General features: G+C 63.4%; 18 protein-coding genes. 15 read left to right on the top strand and 3 right to left on the bottom strand.

The annotated features are described in order from the left end of the window. The 6 genes from BLS55_RS10150 to sucD all read left to right on the top strand — a co-directional run. A partial coding sequence (locus BLS55_RS10150) for an indolepyruvate ferredoxin oxidoreductase subunit alpha (RefSeq protein WP_257243200.1) occupies positions 1-216 on the top strand: 216 nt, incomplete at its 5' end. Next, positions 213-1,364 carry a 2-oxoacid:acceptor oxidoreductase subunit alpha gene (locus BLS55_RS10155; RefSeq protein WP_092153120.1) on the top strand — a complete coding sequence of 384 codons (1,152 nt, stop codon included), beginning with the start codon at positions 213-215 and terminating at the stop codon, positions 1,362-1,364. The genes BLS55_RS10150 and BLS55_RS10155, both read left to right, overlap by 4 nt. A 1-nt stretch (position 1,365) precedes the next feature. Continuing rightward, positions 1,366-2,163, top strand: a complete 798-nt coding sequence (locus BLS55_RS10160) for a 2-oxoacid:ferredoxin oxidoreductase subunit beta (RefSeq protein WP_092153121.1) — start codon at positions 1,366-1,368, stop codon at positions 2,161-2,163. 4 nt (positions 2,164-2,167) lie between these two features. Next, on the top strand, positions 2,168-2,725 hold the full coding sequence (locus tag BLS55_RS10165) for a 2-oxoacid:acceptor oxidoreductase family protein (RefSeq protein WP_092153122.1): 558 nt from the start codon (positions 2,168-2,170) through the stop codon (positions 2,723-2,725). A 215-nt stretch (positions 2,726-2,940) separates the two neighbouring features. Beyond that, on the top strand, positions 2,941-4,113 hold the full coding sequence (gene sucC, locus BLS55_RS10170; protein WP_092153123.1) for an ADP-forming succinate--CoA ligase subunit beta: 1,173 nt from the start codon (positions 2,941-2,943) through the stop codon (positions 4,111-4,113). Then, entirely contained in the window at positions 4,110-4,985 is an 876-nt protein-coding gene (sucD, locus tag BLS55_RS10175) for a succinate--CoA ligase subunit alpha (RefSeq protein ID WP_092153124.1), read from the top strand. Before sucC ends, sucD begins: the two co-directional genes overlap by 4 nt. 239 nt (positions 4,986-5,224) lie before the next feature. Here the strand turns inward: sucD and BLS55_RS10180 are convergent, their stop codons facing one another. After that, entirely contained in the window at positions 5,225-5,686 is a 462-nt protein-coding gene (locus tag BLS55_RS10180) for a nuclear transport factor 2 family protein (RefSeq protein WP_257243215.1), read from the bottom strand. Positions 5,687-5,933: 247 nt separating this feature from the next. On the opposite strand from BLS55_RS10180, the gene cysK reads away from it, so the two are divergent. After that, the gene (cysK, locus tag BLS55_RS10185) at positions 5,934-6,848 is read left to right on the top strand and encodes a cysteine synthase A (protein WP_092154867.1); all 915 of its coding nucleotides are present in this window, start codon (positions 5,934-5,936) and stop codon (positions 6,846-6,848) included. A 233-nt stretch (positions 6,849-7,081) separates the two neighbouring features. On the opposite strand, the gene BLS55_RS10190 is transcribed toward cysK, so the two are convergent. After that, a complete protein-coding gene (locus BLS55_RS10190) occupies positions 7,082-7,306 on the bottom strand; it encodes a hypothetical protein (protein WP_092154869.1) in 225 nt (74 codons plus the stop codon). A 62-nt stretch (positions 7,307-7,368) separates the two neighbouring features. Next, positions 7,369-8,859 (bottom strand): M23 family metallopeptidase, encoded by a 1,491-nt coding sequence (locus tag BLS55_RS10195; protein ID WP_092154871.1) that lies wholly within the window; start codon positions 8,857-8,859, stop codon positions 7,369-7,371. 240 nt (positions 8,860-9,099) lie between these two features. Between BLS55_RS10195 and BLS55_RS10200 the strand changes: the two genes are divergently transcribed. The 8 genes from BLS55_RS10200 (at position 9,100) to aspS (ending at position 22,549) form a co-directional block, all read left to right on the top strand. Beyond that, positions 9,100-10,413, top strand: a complete 1,314-nt coding sequence (locus tag BLS55_RS10200; protein WP_092154873.1) for a helix-turn-helix domain-containing protein — start codon at positions 9,100-9,102, stop codon at positions 10,411-10,413. A gap of 145 nt (positions 10,414-10,558) precedes the next feature. Continuing rightward, entirely contained in the window at positions 10,559-11,713 is a 1,155-nt protein-coding gene (gene dnaN, locus BLS55_RS10205) for a DNA polymerase III subunit beta (RefSeq protein ID WP_092154875.1), read from the top strand. Next, positions 11,713-14,118, top strand: coding sequence for a DNA topoisomerase (ATP-hydrolyzing) subunit B (gene gyrB, locus BLS55_RS10210; protein ID WP_092154877.1), 2,406 nt, complete (start codon positions 11,713-11,715; stop codon positions 14,116-14,118). Before dnaN ends, gyrB begins: the two co-directional genes overlap by 1 nt. Positions 14,119-14,328: 210 nt before the next feature. After that, a complete protein-coding gene (gyrA, locus tag BLS55_RS10215) occupies positions 14,329-16,869 on the top strand; it encodes a DNA gyrase subunit A (RefSeq protein ID WP_092154879.1) in 2,541 nt (846 codons plus the stop codon). Positions 16,870-17,004: 135 nt separating this feature from the next. Further along, complete coding sequence (locus BLS55_RS10220) at positions 17,005-17,766, top strand: tetratricopeptide repeat protein (protein ID WP_257243218.1); 762 nt, start codon at positions 17,005-17,007, stop codon at positions 17,764-17,766. Positions 17,767-17,772: 6 nt separating this feature from the next. Then, the gene (gene purF / locus BLS55_RS10225) at positions 17,773-19,176 is read left to right on the top strand and encodes an amidophosphoribosyltransferase (protein WP_092154881.1); all 1,404 of its coding nucleotides are present in this window, start codon (positions 17,773-17,775) and stop codon (positions 19,174-19,176) included. A gap of 237 nt (positions 19,177-19,413) precedes the next feature. Further along, positions 19,414-20,679: a histidine--tRNA ligase gene (gene hisS / locus BLS55_RS10230; RefSeq protein WP_092154883.1), complete on the top strand. Its 1,266-nt coding sequence runs from the start codon at positions 19,414-19,416 to the stop codon at positions 20,677-20,679. Then, the gene (gene aspS, locus BLS55_RS10235; protein ID WP_257243216.1) at positions 20,672-22,549 is read left to right on the top strand and encodes an aspartate--tRNA ligase; all 1,878 of its coding nucleotides are present in this window, start codon (positions 20,672-20,674) and stop codon (positions 22,547-22,549) included. Before hisS ends, aspS begins: the two co-directional genes overlap by 8 nt. The last annotated feature ends 116 nt before the right edge of the window (positions 22,550-22,665 follow it).

Here is a 22,665-nt window from a genome sequence, read left to right on the forward strand (position 1 = left end):
GTCTACATCAATCGCCAATGGTGCAAAGGCTGCGGCATCTGCGTGGCCTTTTGTCCCAAGAAGGCGCTGTCTCTGGATGACGCGGGCAAGGCCTGCCATGATCCTGAGCTGTGCGTGGAGTGTGGCATGTGCGAACAGTACTGTCCCGACCTGGCCGTGACGGTGGAAAAAACCGCCAGGGCAAGCAAGGCCGGCAACGGCAAGGAGGCCGCATGAGCGAGGGCGAAATCCGTTTCGTGCAGGGCAACGAGGCCTGTGTGCGCGGCGCTCTGTATGCCGGGGTGCGTTTTTTTGCGGGCTACCCCATCACCCCATCCACCGAGGTGGCCGAGCACCTGGCGGAGCAGCTGCCCCGCGTGGGCGGCAAGTTTGTGCAGATGGAGGATGAAATCGCCTCCATGTGCGCGGTGTGCGGGGCTTCCCTGGCCGGGTCCAAGGCCATGACCGCCACCAGCGGGCCGGGCTTTTCCCTCAAGCAGGAGGCCATCGGCTATGCGGTCATGGCCGAGATTCCCTGCGTGGTGGTCAACGTGCAGCGCGGCGGGCCTTCCACAGGCCTGCCCACCAAGGTGGCCCAGGGCGACGTGAACCAAGCCCGCTGGGGCACCCACGGCGACCACGCCATCATCGTGCTCACGGCGTCCACCATTCAGGACGTGTTCAGCATCACGGTGGAGGCCTTCAACCTGGCCGAAACCTACCGCACGCCGGTCATCCTGCTGTTTGACGAGGTGGTGGGCCACATGCGCGAAAAGCTCTTCATCCCGCCGGCGGGCGAGCTGCCCGTGGTGGAGCGCCTGCGTACGGACGTGGCCGCGGGGGTCAACTACCACCCCTACCTGCCGCGCGAGGACGGCCGCCTGCCCATGTCGGACTTCGGCGGCGTGCACCGCTACAACGTCACGGGCCTGTTCCACGACATCTGGGGCTTCCCCACGGAGAATCCGGAACAGGTCAGCAAGCTGGCCTACCACCTGGTGGACAAGATCGAAAACCGCGCCCACCTGCTGGCCCGCTGGAAGGAATTCTACCTGGAGGATGCGGAGCACATCATCATCTCCTACGGCTCCTCGGCGCGCAGCGCGCGGCACCTGGTGGAGACCCGCCGCGCCAAGGGCGACCGCATCGGCCTGCTGGAGCTGCAGACCCTCTGGCCCTTCCCGGCCCAGCTGGTGCGGGAAAAAACCGCCCACGCCCGCAACATTTTTGTGGTGGAGATGAACATGGGCCAGGTCACCACCCAGGTGAAGCAGGTGGTGCAGAAGCCGGACCGCGTGTTCCTGGTCAACCGCATGGACGGCATCATGGTCACGCCCACGGATATCGGCAAAGTCATGCGGGTTATTGAAGGAAGGGGGTTCTGAGATGAGCGTGCAGAATATCCGGGAGCGGTTCTTCCCCCACATCTGGTGTCCCGGCTGCGGCCACGGCACCATCCTTAACAACCTGCTGCACACCGTGCAGGAACTGCAGATAGATCCCTCCAACATGTGCATGGTTTCGGGCATCGGCTGCTCGGCGCGCATTTCCGGCTATGTGGATTTTCACAGCATGCACACCCTGCACGGCCGGGCCCTGGCCTGCGCCACGGGCATCAAGCTGACCCGGCCGGAGCTCAACGTGGTGGTGCCCATGGGCGACGGCGACGCCATGGCCATTGGCGGCAACCACTTTATCCACGCCTGCCGCCGCAATATCGACATGGTGGCCATCATCATGAACAACCGCATCTACGGCATGACCGGCGGGCAGTACTCGCCCCTTTCCGGCGAGGGCATCCTGGCCACCACCGCGCCCTACCACAGCATTGACCACGCCTTTGACACGGTGAAGCTGGCTACTGGCGCGGGGGCCTCCTTTGTGGCCCGCACCACTACCTTCCACGTCAAGGAGATCGTGAGCCTGCTCAAAAAGGCCTTTGCCCACAAGGGCTTCGCCGTGGTGGAAATCCTCACCCAGTGCCCCACCTACTTCGGGCGCAAGAACAAGATGGGCGGGGCCGTGCAGATGCTGGAATGGTACCGCGACAATACCGCCCCCCTGGGCTCCAAAAAGCTGGAGGAGAACCCCAACCTCATTCCCCGCGGCGTGTTCGTGGACGAACAGCGCCCCGAATACTGCGAGGAATACGCCAAAATCATCGCCAAGGCCCACAAGGAGTAGCCCCATGGAAAGATACCGTTTTCTTCTCTCCGGCTCCGGGGGCCAGGGCATCATCACCATGGCCATCCTGCTGGCCGAAGCGGCGGCCCTGTACGAAGGGCTGGTGGCCGTGCAGTCCCAGTCCTACGGCCCGGAAGCCCGCGGCGGGGCCACCCGCTCGGACGTGATTATCGCGGACAGCGAGATCTTCTTCCCCAAGGTCAACCAGCCCAACGTGCTGGTGGCCCTTACCGACGAATCCGCCGCCAAGTACCTGCCGCTTATCCGGCCCGGCGGCATGTGCCTTTACGACAGCGACCTGGTGCACCCCTCGGCCCGCATCGACGCCCGGCGCGTGGGCCTGCCCCTGTTCCACGCCGTAAAGGAAGCCTTTAACGGCAAAACCCAGGCCTTCAACATCTGCGTGCTGGGGGCCCTGGCTACCCTGACCAAGGCCGTGCGCCTGGAATCCCTGGAAAAAGCCCTGGCCGACCGCTTTGCTCCGGCCTTCCACGAAAGCAACAAAAAAGCCCTCCACCTGGGCGCGCAGATGGCCGCGGCCGCGCCTTCGGCCCAGGCGTAAGGGGAAACTGCCTCCGGCGGCCAGGGGGGCACGCCCCCCTGGACCCCCTTTTCACCGCTCCTGGTCCCACAAGGCTTGTTTCAGGGTACGCCCAGCGCGTTTCCTGAGAGAATAAAAGTTTTTGGGGGTGGGGGCGTGGGGGAGGAGACCCTTTTTCAAAAGGGTCCCTCCCCCACAAAAAAACAACAAAATAACAACATAACAAAGGCTTATCCATGAATATTCACGAATACCAGGCAAAGGGCCTGCTGGGCCAGTTCGGCGTGCCCGTGCCCGCGGGAGCGCTGGCGGCCACGGCGGCCGAGGCCCGCGCCGCGGCGGCAGGCCTGCCGGGCCCGGTGTGGGTGGTCAAGGCGCAGATCCACGCGGGCGGCCGGGGCAAAGGCGGCGGCGTGCAGGTCTGCAAGAATCTGGACGCAGTGGAGGCCGCGGCCGGGCACATCATCGGCATGCAGCTCATCACGCACCAGACCGGGCCGGAAGGTAAGAAGGTGCACAAGGTCTGGGTGGAGCAGGGCACGGAGATTGCCCGCGAGCTCTACCTGGCCGTGGTGCTGGACCGGGGCGCGCAGCGCCTGACGGTCATGGCCTCGCCCGACGGCGGCATGGACATTGAAGACGTGGCCGCGCGCACGCCGGAGCGCATTTTTACCACCAGGCTGGACGGCGGGCACCACATCTGGCCGTACCAGGCGCGGCAGCTCTTCTTTGGCTGCGGGCTCACGCCGGAGCAGGTGGGCAAGGGCGCGGCCCTGGTGCAGAACCTGGTGCGCCTGGCCGTGGAAAAGGACGCCGTGCTGGTGGAGATCAATCCCCTGGCCGTGACCACGGCGGGGGACATTGTGGCCCTGGACGCCAAGATGGATTTTGACGAAAGCGCCCTCAAACGCCACCCGGACGTGGCCGCCATGGACGACCCAGAGGAAGGCGACCCCCTGGAGCGCAAGGCGCGGGAGCTGGGCGTGAACTATGTGCGCCTCTCCGGCTATGTGGGCACCATGGTCAACGGCGCGGGCCTGGCCATGGCCACTATGGACGCCATCAAGCAGGCCGGGGCGGCGCCCGCCAACTTTCTGGACGCGGGCGGCGGGGCCAACGAGCAGATGGTGGCCGCGGGCTTTGAAGTCATGCTCTCCGATCCGCATGTGCGGGGCATCCTGATCAATATTTTCGGCGGCATATTGCGCTGCGACATCGTGGCCCAGGGCGTGGTCAACGCGGCCCGCAAGGTGGACCTGCGCCTGCCCCTGGTGGTGCGGCTGGAAGGCACCAATGTGGAAGAAGGCCGGCGCATCCTCAGGGAAAGCGGTCTGAACTTTGAAACGGCGGCCTCCATGAGCGAGGCGGCGCACAAAATTGCGGCCCTCACCGCTGGAGGTGCGGCATGAGCATATTGGTCAACAAAGACACGCGCGTGCTGGTGCAGGGCCTCACGGGGCGCGAAGGCCGCTTCCATACGGAGCAGATGCTGGCCTACGGCACCCAGGTGGTGGCGGGCTGCACGCCGGGCAAGGGCGGACAAAGCGTGCTGGGCGTGCCCGTGTTCAACACCGTGGCTGCGGCCGTGAAGGCAACGGGCGCGGACGTGAGCGTGGTTTTTGTGCCCGCAAGCGTGGCCGCGGACGCCGTGTGTGAGGCCGCAGACGCGGGCCTGCGCCTGGTCATCTGCATTACGGAGCACATCCCGGTGCTGGACATGGTGCGGGTCAAGGCCCGACTCAAGGACACGGGCACGCAGCTGGTGGGCCCCAACTGCCCAGGGGTCATCACTCCCGGCCAGTGCAAGATCGGCATCCAGCCCGGCTACATCCACAAGCCCGGCTCCGTAGGGGTGATCAGCCGCTCCGGCACCCTGACCTATGAGGCCGTGCACCAGCTTACAGCGCAGGGCCTGGGCCAGAGCACCTGCGTGGGCATCGGCGGCGACCCCGTGCCAGGCCTGTACTTTACGGATCTGCTCAAAATGTTCCGGGAAGACCCGGAAACCGAAGCCGTCTGCCTGATCGGCGAAATTGGCGGCGACGGGGAAGAAAAGGCCGCCGCCTACATCAAAGAAAGCGCCTACCCCAAGCCGGTGTTCGGCTTCATTGCCGGGCTTACGGCCCCCAAGGGCAAGCGCATGGGCCACGCCGGGGCCATCATCAGCGGTTCCAAAGGCCGGGGCGAGGACAAAATCGCCGCCCTGGAGGCTGCGGGCGTGACCATCATCCACGAGCTCGGCCGCCTGGGCGAAACCGTAGCCGGAACGTTGCGGGCTTAGCCCTCCAGGCCCGCAGGCGGAGGGGCCTTGTCATGCCGCCCCTTCGCCTTCCATGCGTCCAGCCGGTCAACATGTCTGCACACAGCACGCTTTCAGGCCGCTTTCACGCGCCGTGCGCAGAAGATAAGCAGTGGCCGCTGCAGGCCGCGGGGCCAGCGCACCCCCGGCCTGACGCTCTACGCTACGCCAAAGCGGCGTCTGCCGCCCTTGCGAAAAGGTCTTCGCAAGGGCGGCAAAGTTTATTGGATTTTGCAGTTGCCGTCGGCGCAGTCCACCGAAGGAATGACCGGCGTGGCCTGAAACAGCACCACTTCATCCCGGCCCTTATTCTTGACCAGCACCAGCGTAAAGCGCATCAGGCCCTGGGGCAAAGGCGGCTCGGCCCGGCCCATCAGCGTGCCGTTGCCGGTGATCAGCGTGGCGTCGCCGATAATGGTGGTGCGGGCATTGGTGAAAGAAAGACGGTCAATGACCATTTCCCGATTTTTGATGGTGGTGATGAAGTGCTCCCTATCCTGAATATGCCCGTTGGCGTTGATATGCCAGTAATTGGGGGCCAGCAGGGTTTCCAGCGCCGGGATGTCGCCCGTCATAACGGCTTCGGTGTACAGAGATACGGTGTTGGCCTTGGCCTGGGCCATGGCGGAAATGCCCAGCATCAGAGTCAGAACCAGGGCGGCGGCAGAAAAAATCTTCATCATGTTTTGCTCCGCTGTTCCGCCGCGTCGCCAGCGCGGCACAAGGTGAAATGCTCCCCGCCCCTTGCGGCGGCCGCTTCCGGAACCGGGGTTGCGCGCCCGCCTGGGACTCGGCGTAGGGAAAAATTGCCAAGGCGCGCGCTTTCCTCTATTCTGCACCTCAAGTTTCAGGGAAAAAACATCCGATGTAAAGCGGATTACAATTTTTACGACGGCGCGCACGCCGCTGACGCAACGCGAGGCTTGCACCATGCTGACTACCATTCTTCAGACTATCGGCAATACCCCCATACTGCGGGTAGAACGCTCCCGCGATCTGCCGGGCACCGTCTGGCTTAAGCTGGAAAACCGCAATCCCGGCGGCTCCATCAAAGACAGGGTGGCCTTCCACCTCATTGAGGACGCCCTCCAGGAGGGCCGGGTGGAACCCGGCGGCCTGCTGGTGGAACCCACCAGCGGCAATATGGGCATCGGCATTGCCCTGGTGGCCGCCGTGCGCGGGCTGCACTGCACCCTGACCATGCCTGAATCCATGAGCATTGAACGCCGCAACCTGCTCAAAGCCCTGGGGGCTACCGTGGTTCTTACCCCCGCCGCCCAGGGCATGAGCGGCGCGGTGGCCGAAGCCCAACGCATCGCCGCCGCGGAAAACGGCTGCATCCTCGGCCAGTTCACCAACCCGGAAGCCGTCCAGGCCCACTACAAAACCACCGGACCGGAAATATTCAAAGACAGCGTGGGGCGCATGGACGCCCTGGTGGCCGGCGTGGGCTCCGGATCCTCCATTACCGGCGCGGGCCGCTTTCTCAAAGAACACATCAAGGGCTTCAAAGTCATCGCCGTAGAGCCCGCCGCCTCCCCCGTGCTCTCCGGCGGCAAGGCCGCCCCCCACCTCATCCAGGGCATCGGCGCAGGCTTTATCCCCGACATCCTCGACCGCAGCCTGCTGGATGAAATCCTCCTCGCCGACGGCGAAGAAGCCATGCAAACCTCCCGCGAGCTCATGCGCCAGGGCGTGGTGGCCGGCATCTCCACCGGTGCCAACGTGCGCGCCGCCCTCAGCGTGGCCGCCCGGCCAGAAATGCAGGGCAAAAACATCGTCACCTTCGCCTGCGATACTGGCGAACGCTACATGTCCACCCGTCTGTTCACGGATATGAAGTAACAATATGCGGGGGTAGGGGAAACTTTTGCGCGCTGCTGTCTTAGCCCGAGAGATGGGGAAAGCCTGCGGCCAAGGCGCGGAGAACCGCTGCCCGCGAAGGCTGCGGAACATGAGACATGGAAACAGAGTTTGGCTGTAGGGCCTGCGGTTGTTGCGCCCGGCATAAAGGGGCGCGGGAGCGCAGCTACCCGCGCCAGCCGCGCCAGGCATAGCCGGGCTGTCCTGAACAGCAGTTACGCCCAGCCGCCGGCAATAATCCCTATGCCCAGCATGTTGGCCGCAGCCATGCGCCACTGCGTCTGCATGAAGGAGGCAGCGCTGTCCTGCGAAAGCAACTGATCCGCGGCAGCGGTACTGTCACTGATGATGGAAGGATAGAAGCCAATGACCTCGGTGCTGTCCGGCGGGGTATTCTGCAACACCAGGGTAAGCCCCGTCATGGGGACGAAAACGGTCATGCGTCCTCCGATGGTTGGGCACAGCGCCGCGCATAACGGGCTGCCGGACGCGGCGCGAACCTTCAACGCCGACGGTGGCGACGGGGTTTCTCCCGCTCCGGCGCGGCGTCCTTGTCCGGGCCTGTGCTGAACACGGGCGCTTCCGGCACAATGCTGTCCACCGTGTACAGGCTCAATGACTGCTCGCCCTTGAGGTAGGCCAATTCCTGCGCCTTTACCTTGTCAAAGGCGGACAAGGATTTTTTGCTCACCGGCGCGCCGCGGGGGTTGATGGCTTTGACAGGATTGATGAATTTGCCCCCCTGGCGCAGACGAAAATCCAGGTGCGGCCCGGTGGAAAGGCCCGTGCTGCCCACAAAACCAATAACCTGCCCTTGGCGCACCTTCTGCCCCTGGCGCAGCCCGCGCGCAAAGCCGGAAAGGTGCGAATACAGGGATTCCAGCCCGGAACCGTGGCGCACAATAATCTGGTTGCCGTAGCCGCCTGCCCAGCCCCTGCGGGTCACCACGCCCTGTCCCACAGCCTTGACCGGCGTGCCCGTAGGCGCGGCGTAGTCCACGCCCTGGTGGGGACGGCTATACCCCAATATGGGATGCTTGCGACTGTTTGTAAAGCGGGAAGTGATGCGGGTAAAGGCCAGAGGGGCCTGCAACAGGGCTTTACGCAGATTTTCGCCCTTGGCGTTGTAATACTGCGCCGGATTGTCGCCGTCGCGAAACAGATAGGCCTCGTAGGTGGTGCCCTTATTGGTGAAATGTGCTGCCAGAACGCGGCCGTAGCCTTTGTAATCGCCCTCGCGGTAGCGTTTTTCCACCAGGACGGTAAAACTGTCCCCCGGCTGCAGATCGCGGATAAAGTTGATCTCCGCGCCAAAAAGCTCGGCCATTTTAAGGGCCATCTGCGGGCTTTCGCCTACGTCGGCCACAGCCTGAAATAGATTGTCGCTGATGGTGGCCGTTACCGTGCTGAGCAGGGTAACGTACTCAATGGCCTCCACCCTGGCGGCGGGTTCTTCCAGCCCCTCCACCACCAGCCGCCGCCGGCTGTCGATTTCGTATTCAAAGCGTTTGACCCGGCCCGTGGCCGCGTCCGTGACAATGACGTAGGGCTGCCCCTCCCGAAAAGCCCGCATGGAAAACACGCTGCTGGCGGCGCTCACATATTCCTGCACGCCGTCGCTGCCCGCGTCGGCCAGGAGCTTGCCTACCGTGTCCCCTTTTTCCAGGGTGCCGCGCACCACTTCCTCGCCAGGGGCCGCCCCGGCGTCAGCAGCGTCAGCGGCCTGATCTGCTGCGGCCGCTTCTTTCTCTGCCGGTGCGGCGGCTCCGCCCGCCTCCTGCGGGCCGGAAGCGGTGCCCTCAGCTTCAGGGGCGGGCGCGGCCGGCTCCTGCGGGCTTATCGCCGCGCCCTGTTCCGCTGGGGCCTCTGCCGCCGGGGCCTCTGCCGCCGGGGCCGGATGCGGCGTCTGCCCGGCCTGGCGCACCAACGCCACGGCCAGCAATGCCGCCGCCAACAGTGCTACCAGCCAGATCTTTTTCTTGGGGAACCACATCCTTGCAGCATACCCGCATCAAAATCCCTTGTCCAGACGTCCCCGGCAAGGAGCCAGGGCTTCCGCAAAGCCGCCGCGCCCAAAGATCCGGCGGCCCCACGGCCTTCGGGAAGCCGGGCGCACTTGTTTCATGACTTCTTCTATGGTATGCGCTATCTTTGTTCTTCCACAAAACGGCAGCGGGCAGCCAGAGGAAAAACACGATTTTTGCGCAGGGCCGCGGCAGGGCCCGACCAACCTATGCTGAAACAACCATTGCGGGACATACTGGCGCAACATCCGGCCCTGGCCGGGGAAACCTGGCTGGAGAGCCTCAGCCTGCGCCGGGAAAAAAATATTCTGCTGGTGGGTTTTCCGCACCGGTATTTTGCCCTCTGGTTCGGCCAGCACAAAAAAAAACTGTTTGAGGAAGTCTGCAACCGCTGCTTTGCCGCTGAAAGCCGTCCCCTTATTCTGTATGAACAGGACGCCGCTCCGGCAGGGCCGCCAGCAGAGCGCGAGCCCCTTCCCGCCAACGAAGACGCCGCCCCTCGCCCGCCCGCAACGGAGCAGGAAGAAGATAACCTGTTCGCGGCCTTTCTCTGTAACAACAAAAACCTCTTTCCCCTCACGGCGGCGCGGGAAATAGCCGCCGGCAGAGCCGGGCGCAACTATAACCCCTTTCTGCTCTGCGGCCGCAGCGGCACGGGCAAAAGCCAGCTGTTGCGCTCCATGGCCGCCACCCTGGCCGCAGTCAGGGGCAAAGGCAACGTCATCCACGCCGGCGCGGCCCGCTTCTGCGCAGAAAATCAGGCCATGGCCCGCCAGCCGGAACTGCTCTGGGAGCGGTACCAGGTTCTGATACTGGACGACATTCAGGACTTGGCCGGCGAAACCGCCTGGCAGAGCAAACTTATTGCCTGCATGGACGCCTGCCCCCGCCCCCATGCGGCGGACGCCCCGGCCCCACAGATGGTTTTTGCCTGCTCCGGCAAGCCCCAGGCCCTCAAAGTGCTGGACGAGCGCCTGCGCTCCCGCCTGGAAAGCGGCCTGGTGGTGGAGCTGATGGAACCGGACCTCGACGTGCGCCTGCGCTACCTGCAGCTCTGCTGCAAAGAACGCGGCCTGCGCCTGACCCGCGATCAGCTCCTGTTTCTGGCCCAGCGCTGCACGCAGTTCCGCCTGCTCCAGGGCCTGCTTCTCAAGGTGGAGGCCTTTGCCACGGTCAAGGGCCGCGCCCTGACCCGCACAGACCTGGAAAACATCGTCCGGACGGGCCTGGTAGACAAAACTCCGGACTGTCGGGAAATTCTCAATGAGGTGGCCCTGGCCCTGAACCTGGACCCGGAAGAAACCCTGGCCGGCAGACGCAGGCCGGATCTGGTCCTGGCCCGGCAGGTGGCCATGTACGTCTGCCGCCGCAAACTGGGCCTTTCCTACCCGGAACTGGGGCGGGCCTTTGGCGGCAAAGACCACAGTACAGTCATCCATGCTATTAAAAAGATTAACAAACTTTTAGTTAGTAACAAAAGTGTCCAGCAATTGGTGACAAAGGTGGAAGCAAAGCTGCCATAACCAGCAATACAGCCCGGAGGCCCGCCCGCCTGTGCCTTGCGTTCCTTGCGGCGGCGGCGGCGTGTTCCTAAAAAAATATGTTATTTAAAGCTGTTGCAAAACTTACGAACAAACCGACAACCCTAATAACAAGTAAGGAAATTTTATGAAACTTACTGTAAACAAAGAGCAGATCATCGAAGGCCTGCTGAAGGCCGCGGCCATTCTTCCGGCCAAGGCCGGCACGCAGTACCTGCGCTCCATCTGGCTCAAGGCCGAGGACGGCCGTCTGGAAGTCATGGCCACGGACGCCACCCTGGAATTCACGGGCCGGTATCCGGCGGAAGTGGAGGAACCCGGCCTGGTGGGCGTGCAGGGCCGCGCCTTTGTGGATCTGGTGCGTCAGCTGCCCGGCGGTGTGCTGCGGCTTTCTCTGGACGCGGCCACGGGCAACCTGCACCTGGAGCAGGGCCGCCGCAGCTACAAGCTACCCGTGAGCGGGGCGGAGTGGTTCCAGAACGTTTCCGCTTTTCCTGAAGAGAATGCCGTGGCCTGGTCCGGCGATTTTCTTCAGGACTTGCTGGACAAGGTTTCCTTCTGCATTGACGATGACGACAGCCGCGACGCCATCGCCTGCCTGTGCATGAAGCCGCAGGCCAACGGCCGCATTGACGTCTGCGGGCTCAACGGTCACCAGTTTGCCCTGGTTTCCTTTATCCACGACGACCTGGCCGCCCGCCTGCCGCAGGAGGGCATGCTTATCCAGAAAAAATACCTCCAGGACATCAAAAAATGGCTGGGCGTGGACGAAATTGAGCTCAACCTTACGGACAAACGTCTCTACCTGCGCACGGTCAATGGCGACGAAACTCTGAGCCTGCCCCGGGCCGCCTACCAGTATCCGGACTACAACGTTTTTCTCAGCCGCCTGAGCGAGGAGGACATGCGCCCCATGAGCCTGGACCGCAAAGAGCTTATGGAGGCCCTGGGCCGCATCCTGATTTTTAATACGGAAAGCGACCGCTGCACCTATATGGACCTCAGCGCCGCCGAGGCGCAGCTTTCCGCCCAGGGGCAGGACGTGGGCTCGGCTAACGAAAGCCTGGAAGTGGCCTACAGCGGGGATATTAAGCGCATAGCCTTCCCCACCCGCAACCTGCTGGACATTCTGGGGCACTTTGTTTCCCCCAAGGTGGACATGCTGCTCACGGGCACGGAAGGCCCCTGCGGCATCCGCGGCGCGGACGACTCGGACTACACGGTCATCATCATGCCCATGCGCATTTCTGAAACGACCTATTACAGCGAGGAAGACGTTTAATGGCTCCCGACACCTTCGGCAATGGCGGCTACAACGCCTCTTCCATCACCATTCTTGAGGGCCTTTCGGCCGTGCGCAAGCGCCCGGCCATGTACATAGGCTCCACAGACGCGCGCGGCCTGCACCATCTGGTCTATGAGGTGGTGGACAACTCCATTGACGAGGCCATGGCGGGCTACTGCTCGCACATAACCATTATTCTGCACGCGGACAACAGCGTCACCGTGCGGGACGACGGCCGCGGCATCCCTGTGGACATTCACCCCAAGGAGGGCGTGCCGGCCGTCCAGGTGGTCATGACCAAGCTGCACGCCGGCGGCAAGTTTGATAACTCCAGCTACAAGGTTTCCGGCGGTCTGCACGGTGTGGGCGTCTCCTGCGTCAACGCCTTGTCCGAGGAGCTTACCGTTACCGTGCGGCGCGACGGCAAGCGCTACCGCCAGCACTATGCCCGCGGCGTGCCGCAGGATACCCTTGCGGTCATCAGCGAGGGCGTGGAAGGCCACGGCACCACTGTGACCTTCAAGCCCGACGAAGAAATTTTTGAAGTCCTGGAATTTTCTTACGAGACGCTCAAAAAGCGGTTTGAAGAGCTGGCCTACCTCAACAAAGGCCTGATCATCGAGTGCGTGGACGAACGCACGGGCGAAAACCACCTCTTCCACGCTGAAGGCGGCATCCGCCAGTTTGTGGGCGATCTCAATTCGGGCGAGCAGGGCATCCATCCCATTATCTTCGGCGAGGGCGTGGTGGACAACGTCACCGTGGATTTCGCCCTCCAGTACAATGCAGGCTATAAGGAAAATATCCTTACCTTTGCCAACAACATCCGCACCAAGGAAGGCGGCACCCACCTGGTGGGCTTCCGCACGGCCCTGACCCGCGCCATCAACGCCTATATCAAGAGCCAGCCGGACCTTTCCAAAAAAATGAAGAATACGGCCCTCTCCGGCGACGACGTGCGCGAGGGCCTTACCGCCGTGGTCAGCGTCAAGCTGCCTCAACCCCAGTTTGAAGGGCAGACCAAAACCAAGCTCGGCAACAGCGAAGTGGCCGGCCTGGTTGCCGGCGTGGTCTATGACCGCCTGAACGTGTATTTTGAAGAGAATCCCAAGGACATCCGTCTGATTATTGATAAGGCCGTGGACGCCGCCCGCGCCCGAGACGCCGCCCGCCGCGCCAAAGAGCTGGTGCGCCGCAAAGGCGCGCTCTCGGACAACGCCCTGCCCGGCAAACTGGCGGACTGCCAGAGCAAGGATCCGTCGGAATCCGAACTGTTCATCGTGGAGGGCGATTCCGCAGGCGGTTCGGCCAAGCAGGGCCGCAACCCCAAAAATCAGGCCATTCTGCCCTTGCGCGGCAAAATCCTTAATACTGAGCGCACCCGCTTTGACCGCATGCTGGCCAACAAGGAAGTGAAGGCCCTTATCACGGCCATGGGCGCTGGCATCGGGGAAGAAGACACGGACCTGGACAAGCTGCGCTACCACAAGATCATTATCATGACGGATGCCGACGTGGACGGCGCGCACATCCGCACCCTGCTGCTGACCTTCTTTTTCCGTCAGTATCAGGAAATGGTGGAACGCGGCTTTGTCTACATTGCCCAGCCGCCTCTTTATCGCGTCCACAACGCCCGCCTGGAGCGCTTTATCAAAGACGACGCGGAGCTCAACGAGTTTCTGCTCTCCCGGGTGAGCGAAGACGTGGCCGTGCTGGCCTCCAACGGCAAGACCTACAGCGGCGACGTCATGGTGGAGCTTATGGAACGCATTGAAAAACTGGAAAACCGCATCAACGATGCGGAGCTGGGCGGCAACCCGCGCGAGCTCTTCCTGGCCCTGGTCACCTACCCCCGGCGCATTGATCCGGATTTGCTCCAGAACAAAGACGAAGACCTGATCCAATGGCTCAATGCCCACAACTACATGCTGACCCTGGAGCGGGAACAGAGCGAAGACGAAGAAGAACGTCTTTTTGCCGTCTTTGAGAACACCGGTGGGCACCACACCCGGCGCGGCATGGAATTTTTCAGCTCGCGCCTCTACCGCCAGACCTGGCAGATGTTTGACGACCTGCGCCAGGAGTGCGGCGGGCTCAACTTCCGGCTGCGCCGCAAGGACGGCGAAGCCGAGGCCGAAAGCCTTTTCGGTCTTATGGGCATGGTGCTGGACGAGGCCCGCAAAGGCATCAACATCCAGCGCTACAAAGGCCTGGGCGAAATGAACCCGGAACAGCTCTGGGTTACCACCATGAACCCCGACAACCGTGTGCTCCTCCAGGTCTCCGTGGAGGACGCCAACGAGGCCTCAGACGCTTTTGAAGAGCTCATGGGCGACCGTGTGGAACCCCGCCGGGACTTCATTGAACGCAATGCCCTGGCTGTGCACGATCTGGATATTTAGGATGGAAAACATTGCGGGATGCGGGCCTGTTGTAAAAGGCTCCGGACCCCGCGCCGCAGCTCTGAAAACTGTTATTTTTGGTTCGCAGTGCAACATTCTGGCATAAGAATGTTGCAGCATGCGAGCGTAATAAAGGGGGTTCGGGGGCTTGTTCGCCCCCCGGCCGCCGGAGGTTCTTCTCCCTCCGCATAAAAAGCAACGAGGCCTGTAGTGGCAGAAACGCAGCAGCAAGTCAGTATTGAGAAAGAGCTCCGCAAGTCGTATCTGGAGTATTCGCTTTCAGTGATCATCGGGCGCGCCATACCGGACGCGCGCGATGGTCTCAAGCCCGTGCACCGGCGTATTTTGTATGCGCAGTATGAGCTTTCCAACGCCTATAACCGGCCGCACAAAAAGTCGGCGCGCATTGTGGGCGACGTCATAGGCAAGTACCATCCGCACGGCGATTCTGCGGTTTACGACGCCCTGGTGCGCATGGCGCAGGATTTTTCCATGCGCGATCCCCTGGTGGACGGCCAGGGCAACTTCGGTTCCATTGACGGCGACGCCCCGGCGGCCATGCGTTATACGGAAGTGCGCATGTCGCGGCTGGCGCAGGAGTTTTTGGACGATATCGACAAAAACACCGTCGATTTCCGGCCCAACTACGACAACACCCTGCAAGAGCCTTCGGTAATGCCCACCAAGGTGCCTAATCTGCTGCTCAACGGCAGTTCGGGCATTGCTGTGGGCATGGCCACCAATATTCCGCCGCACAACCTTGGCGAGCTCTGCGAGGCGCTGCTCTATTTGCTGGACAACCCCCAGTGCGGGGTGGACGACCTCATGGACTTCGTCAAAGGGCCGGACTTCCCCACCCGCGGTTTTGTCTATGCGGGCAAGGGCCTGTACGACGCCTACCACACGGGGCGCGGCACGGTGAAGGTGCGCGGCCGGGTGGAAGTGGAGGACCGCAAAAAGGGCGCGCAGGCCATTATCATCAGGGAAATCCCCTTCGGGCTGAACAAGTCCTCCCTGGTGGAAAAGATCGCCGCCCTGGTCAACGACCGCAAGATCGACGGCGTGTCCGATCTGCGGGACGAATCGGACCGCAAGGGCATCCGGGTGGTCATTGACCTCAAGCGCGGCACCATTCCGGATCTGGTCATCAATGGCCTGTACAAGTTCACGCCGCTGGAGACGAGCTTCGGCATCAACATGCTGGCCGTGGTGGACAACCGGCCGCAGCTGCTTACCTTAAAGACGGCGCTCTCCTGCTTTGTGGACCACAGGCGCGAGGTGGTCATCCGCCGCACGCGCTACGACCTGGAAAAAGCCGAAGCCCGCGCCCATATTCTGGAAGGCCTGCGCATTGCCATTGACAATATTGACGAGGTGGTGGCGCTTATCCGCGCCTCGGCCAGCCCGGACGAGGCCCGCGCGGCCCTCATGGCCCGGTTTGAACTTTCCGAGGTGCAGGCCAAGGCCATTCTGGAAATGCGCCTGCAACGCCTTACGGGCCTGCAGCGCGATGAGCTCATGGCCGAATACAAGGATCTTTTGCAGAAAATTCAGTTCTACAAGTCCGTGCTGGACAATCCGGAAGTGCTGCGCGGGGAGCTGAAAAAAGAAATTACGGAAATCCGCGACACTTTTGCCACGCCCCGGCGCACGGAAGTGCTGCGCGAGGCGCTCAACAGCATAGACATCGAAGACCTTATCCCGGACGACGAAATGGTCATCACCCTTTCGCGGCGCGGGTACATGAAGCGCACGGCGCTGGAAAACTACCAGCAGCAGAAGCGCGGCGGCAAGGGCATTGCGGCGCTGCACATTTCTGATGACGACTATGTGCAGGAATTTCTCACCACCACCAACCACCAGTATCTTTGCCTTTTTACCAATAAAGGCCGCATGCACCAGCTCAAGGTGCATCAGGTGCCGGAAGGCAGCCGCACGGCCAAGGGCGTGCATATCAACAATCTGCTGCCGCTGGAGGAAGGGGAGTGGGTCACCACGGTGCTGGCCCTGCGGGAATTTGCCGAGGACAAGTTTTTCCTGTTCGTCACCAAGCGGGGCATGGTCAAGCGGTCTTCGGCTTCCCTGTACGCCCGCTGCCGCAAGACGGGCCTTATGGCCGTGGGCCTGCGTGAGGACGACGAGCTGGTGGTGGTGCGGCCCATCCGCGACAACAGCCACATTGTGCTGGCCACGGCCGACGGCTACGCCATCCGCTTCGCCTGCCAGGACGTGCGGCCCATGGGCCGCGTGGCCACGGGCGTCAAGGGCATTGCCCTCAGGCGGCACGACGCGGTGGTGGCCGGGGTCATCCTTAAGGATGTGGACAGGACCACGGAAATCATGTCCATCTCCGTCAATGGCTACGGCAAGCGCACCAGCGTGGACCTCTACCGGGTGCAGAGCCGCGGCGGCAAGGGCATTATCAACTTTAAGGTGACCGCCAAGACGGGCCCCGTGGTGGGGGCCATGCCCGTGCGGGACAGCGACGGCCTCATCCTGCTCACCTCTACCAACAAGGTAGTGCGCATCGGGGTGGAAGACGTGCGCAGCAAAGGCCGGGCCACCATGGGCGTTATGCTGGTGCGCCTGGACGAAGGCGCGCGGGTGGTGGGCTTTGACCGCGTGGACGAAGGCGGCCAGACCGGCCGGGACGCGGGCGAGGATATGGACGAAGCGCCTCAGGCGCCGCCTGCGCCCGTAACGGAGAAGCCGGCAACGCCGGAATCCGGCCCCGGAGACGGGGAGGACTAGCCCGTGGGGGGGCAGCGGCTTCCTGCGGCGGCCCCCTGGGGCGACCCGGCCCGGCCCGGCCGCGCGATCGTGCCTGCCGCTGCGCCGCTGGCCGCACAAATCGCGCGGCAGCCGCTGTGGGCCGCGTTGGCTGTAGTGCTGCTCTGCCTTGCGTGGATTGCGGGCTGCAACCGGGATCTCACCGGGGACGACCTTACGGAGGCCCGCGCCGCCATGGCCCGGCAGGACTGGTCCCTGGCGGAACGGCTGCTGGAGCGCTTTCTGCGGGAAGAGCAGGATCCGGACCAGCGCTGGGAAGCCTGGCGGCAGCTGCTCACCGTGGTCAACGCGGCGGGGCAGGAGCCCAGGGCCAGCCTGGAACTGCTGGAAACCATGCTGGAAGAATATATGGATAACGACGCCCGCGCGGCCGTCATTCTGCGGCGCATGGGCGAAGTTAACGAGGTTATGCACCGGCACGAGGCCGCGGCCGACGCCTGGAACGCTTATATCGGCCTGGCCGGGCTGACGCCGCGGCAGAGCGTGGAAGGCTACCGCAGGCTGGCGGGCATGCAGTTCAAGCTGCGGCGCTTTGACGCCGCGGAGGATACCTTGCAGCAGTGCCTGGCTCTGCCCGTGGCGGAAAAAGAGACGCTGCTCTGCGCCTATGACCTGGCGGATCAGAATACGGCGCGGGAACGCTGGCAGGAAGCGGCGGACCTTTCGCAGCAGATTCTGGACAGCGACGCGGAAAAGCCCTTGCGGGGGCTTGCTGGCTACCTGCTTGCGGACGCCCTGGAGCAGCTGGGCAAAACCAGGGAAGCCCTGAAACAGTTTGAACTTGCGCGGGACGCCTACCCCAACCCCCCGGTCATTGACAACCGGATTGCGCACCTGCGGAAGAAAATGAAGAAGTAACAGCGTATGATCAAGCACGAATGCGGCGTTTTCGGCATCTATGATCATGAGGACGCGGCGCGTCTGGCCTATTTTGCGCTCTACGCGCAGCAGCACCGCGGGCAGGAAAGCGCGGGCATCGTCACCTGCGACGCGGCGGGCGTGCACGAGCACAAAGGCATGGGCCTTGTGCCGGACGTCTTTGCCGAAGCGGACCTGCAGGCCCTGACCGGGCGCATCGCCGTGGGCCATGTGCGCTATTCCACCACCGGGCGCTCCGTCAGCGCTAACGCCCAGCCTTTTCTGGTGCGCTACAAAGGCCACGACGTGGCCCTGGCCCACAACGGCAACCTGGTCAACGCCGGCGAGCTGCGCGAAGACCTGGAAAACGAAGGGGCCATCTTTTCCACGGGCAACGATACGGAAGTGTTCATGCACCTTCTGGTGCGGGCCCTGCGCCACAACGATATGCCCGGAGCCATCAAGGAGGCCTGCGCCCGCGTGCGCGGGGCCTACTGCCTGCTGGTCATGGTGGACGGGGTGCTGGCGGCCGTGCGCGATCCCCTGGGCTTCCATCCCCTGGCCATGGGCCGCAAAAACGGCAGCGTGGTCTTTGCCTCCGAAACCTGCGCCTTTGACCTCCTGGAGGCCGAATACGAACGCAGCGTGGAGCCGGGTGAGATCGTTATTGCGGATAAAACCGGCGTGCGCAGCGAGTGGCTGCTGGGCCAGCGCCCCGCCCACAAGCGGCAGTGCATCTTTGAGCTGGTCTACTTTGCCCGGCCCGATTCTTACGTTTTTGACGAGCAGGTTTACCTCTGCCGCAAAAAAATGGGCTGGAACCTGGCGGAAGAATCCGCCCCGGATGTGGATTACGTTATGCCCTTCCCGGATTCGGGCGTCTACCCGGCCCTGGGCTTTGCCCAGCGCTCCGGCCTGCCGTATGAGCATGCCATGATCCGCAACCACTATGTGGGCCGCACCTTCATCCAGCCTTCGCAGAGCATGCGCAGCTTCGGCGTGCGGGTCAAAATCAACCCCGTGCGGGCCATGATCGAGGGAAAACGCCTTTGCATCATTGACGATTCCATCGTGCGCGGCACCACCATGACCACCAGGGTCAAAAAACTGCGCGAGCTGGGCGCCAAAGAAGTGCATATCCGCATCTCCTGTCCGCCCGTAAAGTTCCCCTGCCACTACGGCATAGACTTTTCCTCGCGCGGCGAGCTCATCGCCGCCCAGCACAGCCTGCCGGAAATCACCCGCCGACTGGGCGCGGATTCCCTCCACTACCTGAGCGTGGAGGGCCTGCTGGGCTCCGTAAGCCATCCTGAGGATTACTGCCTGGCCTGCTTTACCGGCGATTACCCCGTGCCCTGCGAGGAATGCGGCGGCAAATTCCGCTTCGACGCCCCTTGCGGCCAGCGCTAGTCCAGGATAACTTTACCAAGTTTTGCAAAAATGGAACGCGCAAATGTGTTGCGAAGGGGCTGCAGAAAGCCGCCTCCGGCGGCTAGGGGGGCTTTGCCCCCAGCTTCCCAAATTTTTTGCGACTTCCTTGGGTTTATTGAAGCAGCAGCAAACGTTTAGGGGGTGGGCGCGCGGGGGAGAGACCCTTTTCAAAAGGGTTCCTCCCCCGCACTTCTCCCCGCCTCCCCAGAGGACAGCATGAGCATTACGCGCATCAAGGGTTTTGCGGATATGTTTCCGCCGGAGAGCGACACGTTCACGCGCCTGGAGAACACGGCGCGGGAGGTGTTTTTTCGCTACGGCTTTGTGGAGCTGCGCACGCCCATTGTGGAGTTTACGGAGCTGTTTCAGCGCTCCATCGGCGAGGAAACCGATGTGGTGCAGAAGGAGATGTACACCTTTCCGGACCGCAAAGGGCGGTCGCTCACCCTGCGGCCCGAGGCCACGGCCGGGGTCATGCGGGCGTATATTGAAGCCGGGCTGGTCAACAAGGAGGCCGTGAGCCGTCTGTTCACCACGGGGCCCATGTTCCGTTACGAACGGCCGCAGAAGGGGCGCATGCGCCAGTTCCACCAGATCAACTGCGAGTGCCTGGGCAGCCACAGTCCGTATGCGGATGCGGAGCTCATCAGCATGCTGCTGCGGTTTCTGGGCGCGCTGGGCCTGCGGGAGCTGACGCTGAAGGTCAATTCTCTGGGCTGCGCCCAGTGCAGGCCCCGGTTTCGTGAGGCTTTGCTGGCCTATCTGGCGGGGGTGGACAGGGCGGCGCTCTGCCCGGATTGCGCCCGCCGGGTGGAGACCAACCCGCTGCGCGTGCTGGATTGCAAGCAGCCCGGCTGCCGGGCCATTACGGATCAGGCCCCGCATCTGCTGGACTACAATTGCCCCGATTGCCGGGCGCACTTTGACGTGGTGCTGGATCTGCTTGCCGCGGCGGGCGTGGCTTATGAGCTGGACCACCGCCTGGTGCGCGGGCTGGACTATTACTGCCGCACCACTTTTGAGGTGGTGAGCGGCAGCATCGGCGCGCAGGCGGCGGTGGCGGGCGGCGGCCGGTACGACGGCCTGGTGCAGAGCCTGGGCGGGCCGGACGTGCCCGGCGTGGGCTTTGCCTGCGGCATGGAGCGTCTGGCCCTCATGCTGGAGGCGGGCGCGGCCCCGGCCCCGGCCCCGGATTTTTATCTGGTCTGCATGGATGGGCCGAGCCGCCGCGAGGGCTGGCTGCTGGCGCAGCAGTTGCGTGGCGCGGGCCTGCGCGGCGAGATGAATTTCAGCGAAGGCGGGTTCAAGAGCCTGATGCGCCAGGCGGGCAAATCCGGAGCGCGCTATGGTTTGATTCTGGGGCCGGACGAGCTGGCTCGCGGCGAAGTGGTGGCCAAGCATCTTGAAAGCGGCCGGCAGCAGAGCGTGCCCAGGGCCGGAATTGTGGACTTTTTGCAGGCGGGAGCCGAAACCAATGACTGAGCAGATGGATACGGCGGCGCAAGACCGCCAGCAGCAGGACGTGCAGCAGGAGCACCGCAAATACGTTACCGACCTGGGCGACTGGCGGCGCACGCACCACTGCGGGCAGCTGACCATTGCCGACGACGGGGCGGAGGTCTGCCTCATGGGCTGGGTGCAGTACCGGCGTGACCACGGCGGGCTGATTTTTGTGGACCTGCGCGACCGCGAGGGCCTTACCCAGGTGGTTTTCAGCCCGGATATGGCCCCGGAGGCCCATGCCAACGCGCATATCCTGCGTTCGGAATATGTGCTGGCCGTCAAGGGCAAGGTGCGGCCCCGGCCAGAGGGCATGGTCAACCCCAATCTGGTCACGGGCCAGATTGAGGTGGTGGTCTACGAATGGAAGCTGCTCAATACCTCCAAAACGCCGCCTTTCCCCATTGAGGACCGTTGCGACGCCGGCGAGAACCTGCGCCTGATCTGGCGCTATCTGGACCTGCGGCGGCCACGCATGCAGGCCAACCTGCGCCTGCGCCACCGGGTGGCCCAGTGCCTGCGGCGGTACCTGGACGAGGAGGGCTTTACGGAGGTGGAAACCCCGGTGCTCACCAAATCCACGCCTGAAGGCGCGCGGGACTTTCTGGTGCCCAGCCGTCTTAATCCGGGCGAATTTTACGCCTTGCCGCAGTCTCCGCAGATTTTCAAGCAATTGCTCATGGTGGCCGGCCTGGAGCGCTACTTCCAGATTGTGCGCTGCTTTCGCGACGAAGATCTGCGCGCCGACCGGCAGCCCGAGTTCACCCAGGTGGACATGGAAATGAGCTTTGTGGACGAGGAGCAGGTCATGGCCGTGGCCGAGGGCCTTATGGAGCGCGTGTTCCGGGAGGTCATGGGCCTGGAGATTCCCCGGCCCTTCCCGCGCCTGACCTGGGATGAAGCCATGAGCCGCTACGGCGTGGACAAGCCCGACACCCGCTTTGGTCTGGAGCTGGCGGACGTGACCGCCATTGTGCACGGCAGCGGCTTCAAGCTCTTTGCCGCGGCTCCGCTGGTCAAGGCCATGAAGGTGCCCGGCGGGGAGAGCCTGAGCCGCAAGGAGATCGACGGCTTTACCGAATTTGTGAAGATCTACGGCGCGCAGGGCCTGGCCTGGATCAAAATCAAGGCCGCCGAGTGGCAGTCGCCCATTGCCAAGTTTCTGTCCGAGGAAGAGCGCCAGGGCATCGCCAAAGCGCTGGACCTGCAGGTGGGGGACATTGTCTTTTTCCAGGCGGGCGATCCGGCCATGGTCAACGCCGCGCTGGGCAATCTGCGCGTGCATCTGGCCGGGCATCTGGGGTTGATCCCGGAAAACAGCTTCAATTTCCTCTGGGTGACGGATTTTCCCCTCTTCGAGTACGATGCGGAGGAAAAGCGCTATGTGGCCTGCCACCATCCTTTTACCGCGCCCGCGCCCGGCCATCTGGAGCTCATGTCCGCGGATCCGGCCAAGGCCCGCGCCCGCGCCTATGATATGGTGCTCAACGGCAACGAGGTGGGCGGCGGCTCCATCCGCATCCATACGGGCGAAGTGCAGCGCCGCATGTTCGCGGCCCTGGGCTTTTCGCCGGAGCAGGCCGAGGCCCAGTTCGGCTTTCTTATCCAGGCCCTGGAGCAGGGCGCGCCGCCCCACGGCGGCCTTGCCTTCGGCCTTGATCGCCTTATCATGTTGTTGACAGGGGCGGGCAGCATTCGCGATGTCATCGCCTTCCCCAAAACCCAGAAGGCCACCTGCCTTATGACGGAAGCGCCTTCCCCCGTAGCGGCCAAGCAACTGCGCGAGCTGGGCCTGCGCCTGCGCGAACAGCCGGCGGCGGCCCAGGAAAAAACAGCCGCGCCGCAAAGCTGACCGCCCGGCAGGACAACCGTTCCGGCGGCGTCAGGCCTGCGCCCGCAGCCTTTGGCCGGGAAAAGGCCTGACGCCGTGCAAGGCGGTTTGCGCCTGTTGCGCGCCTGAAGCGCGGT

Origin of the sequence: Desulfovibrio legallii (assembly GCF_900102485.1) — a bacterium.
Taxonomy (GTDB): domain Bacteria; phylum Desulfobacterota; class Desulfovibrionia; order Desulfovibrionales; family Desulfovibrionaceae; genus Desulfovibrio; species Desulfovibrio legallii_A.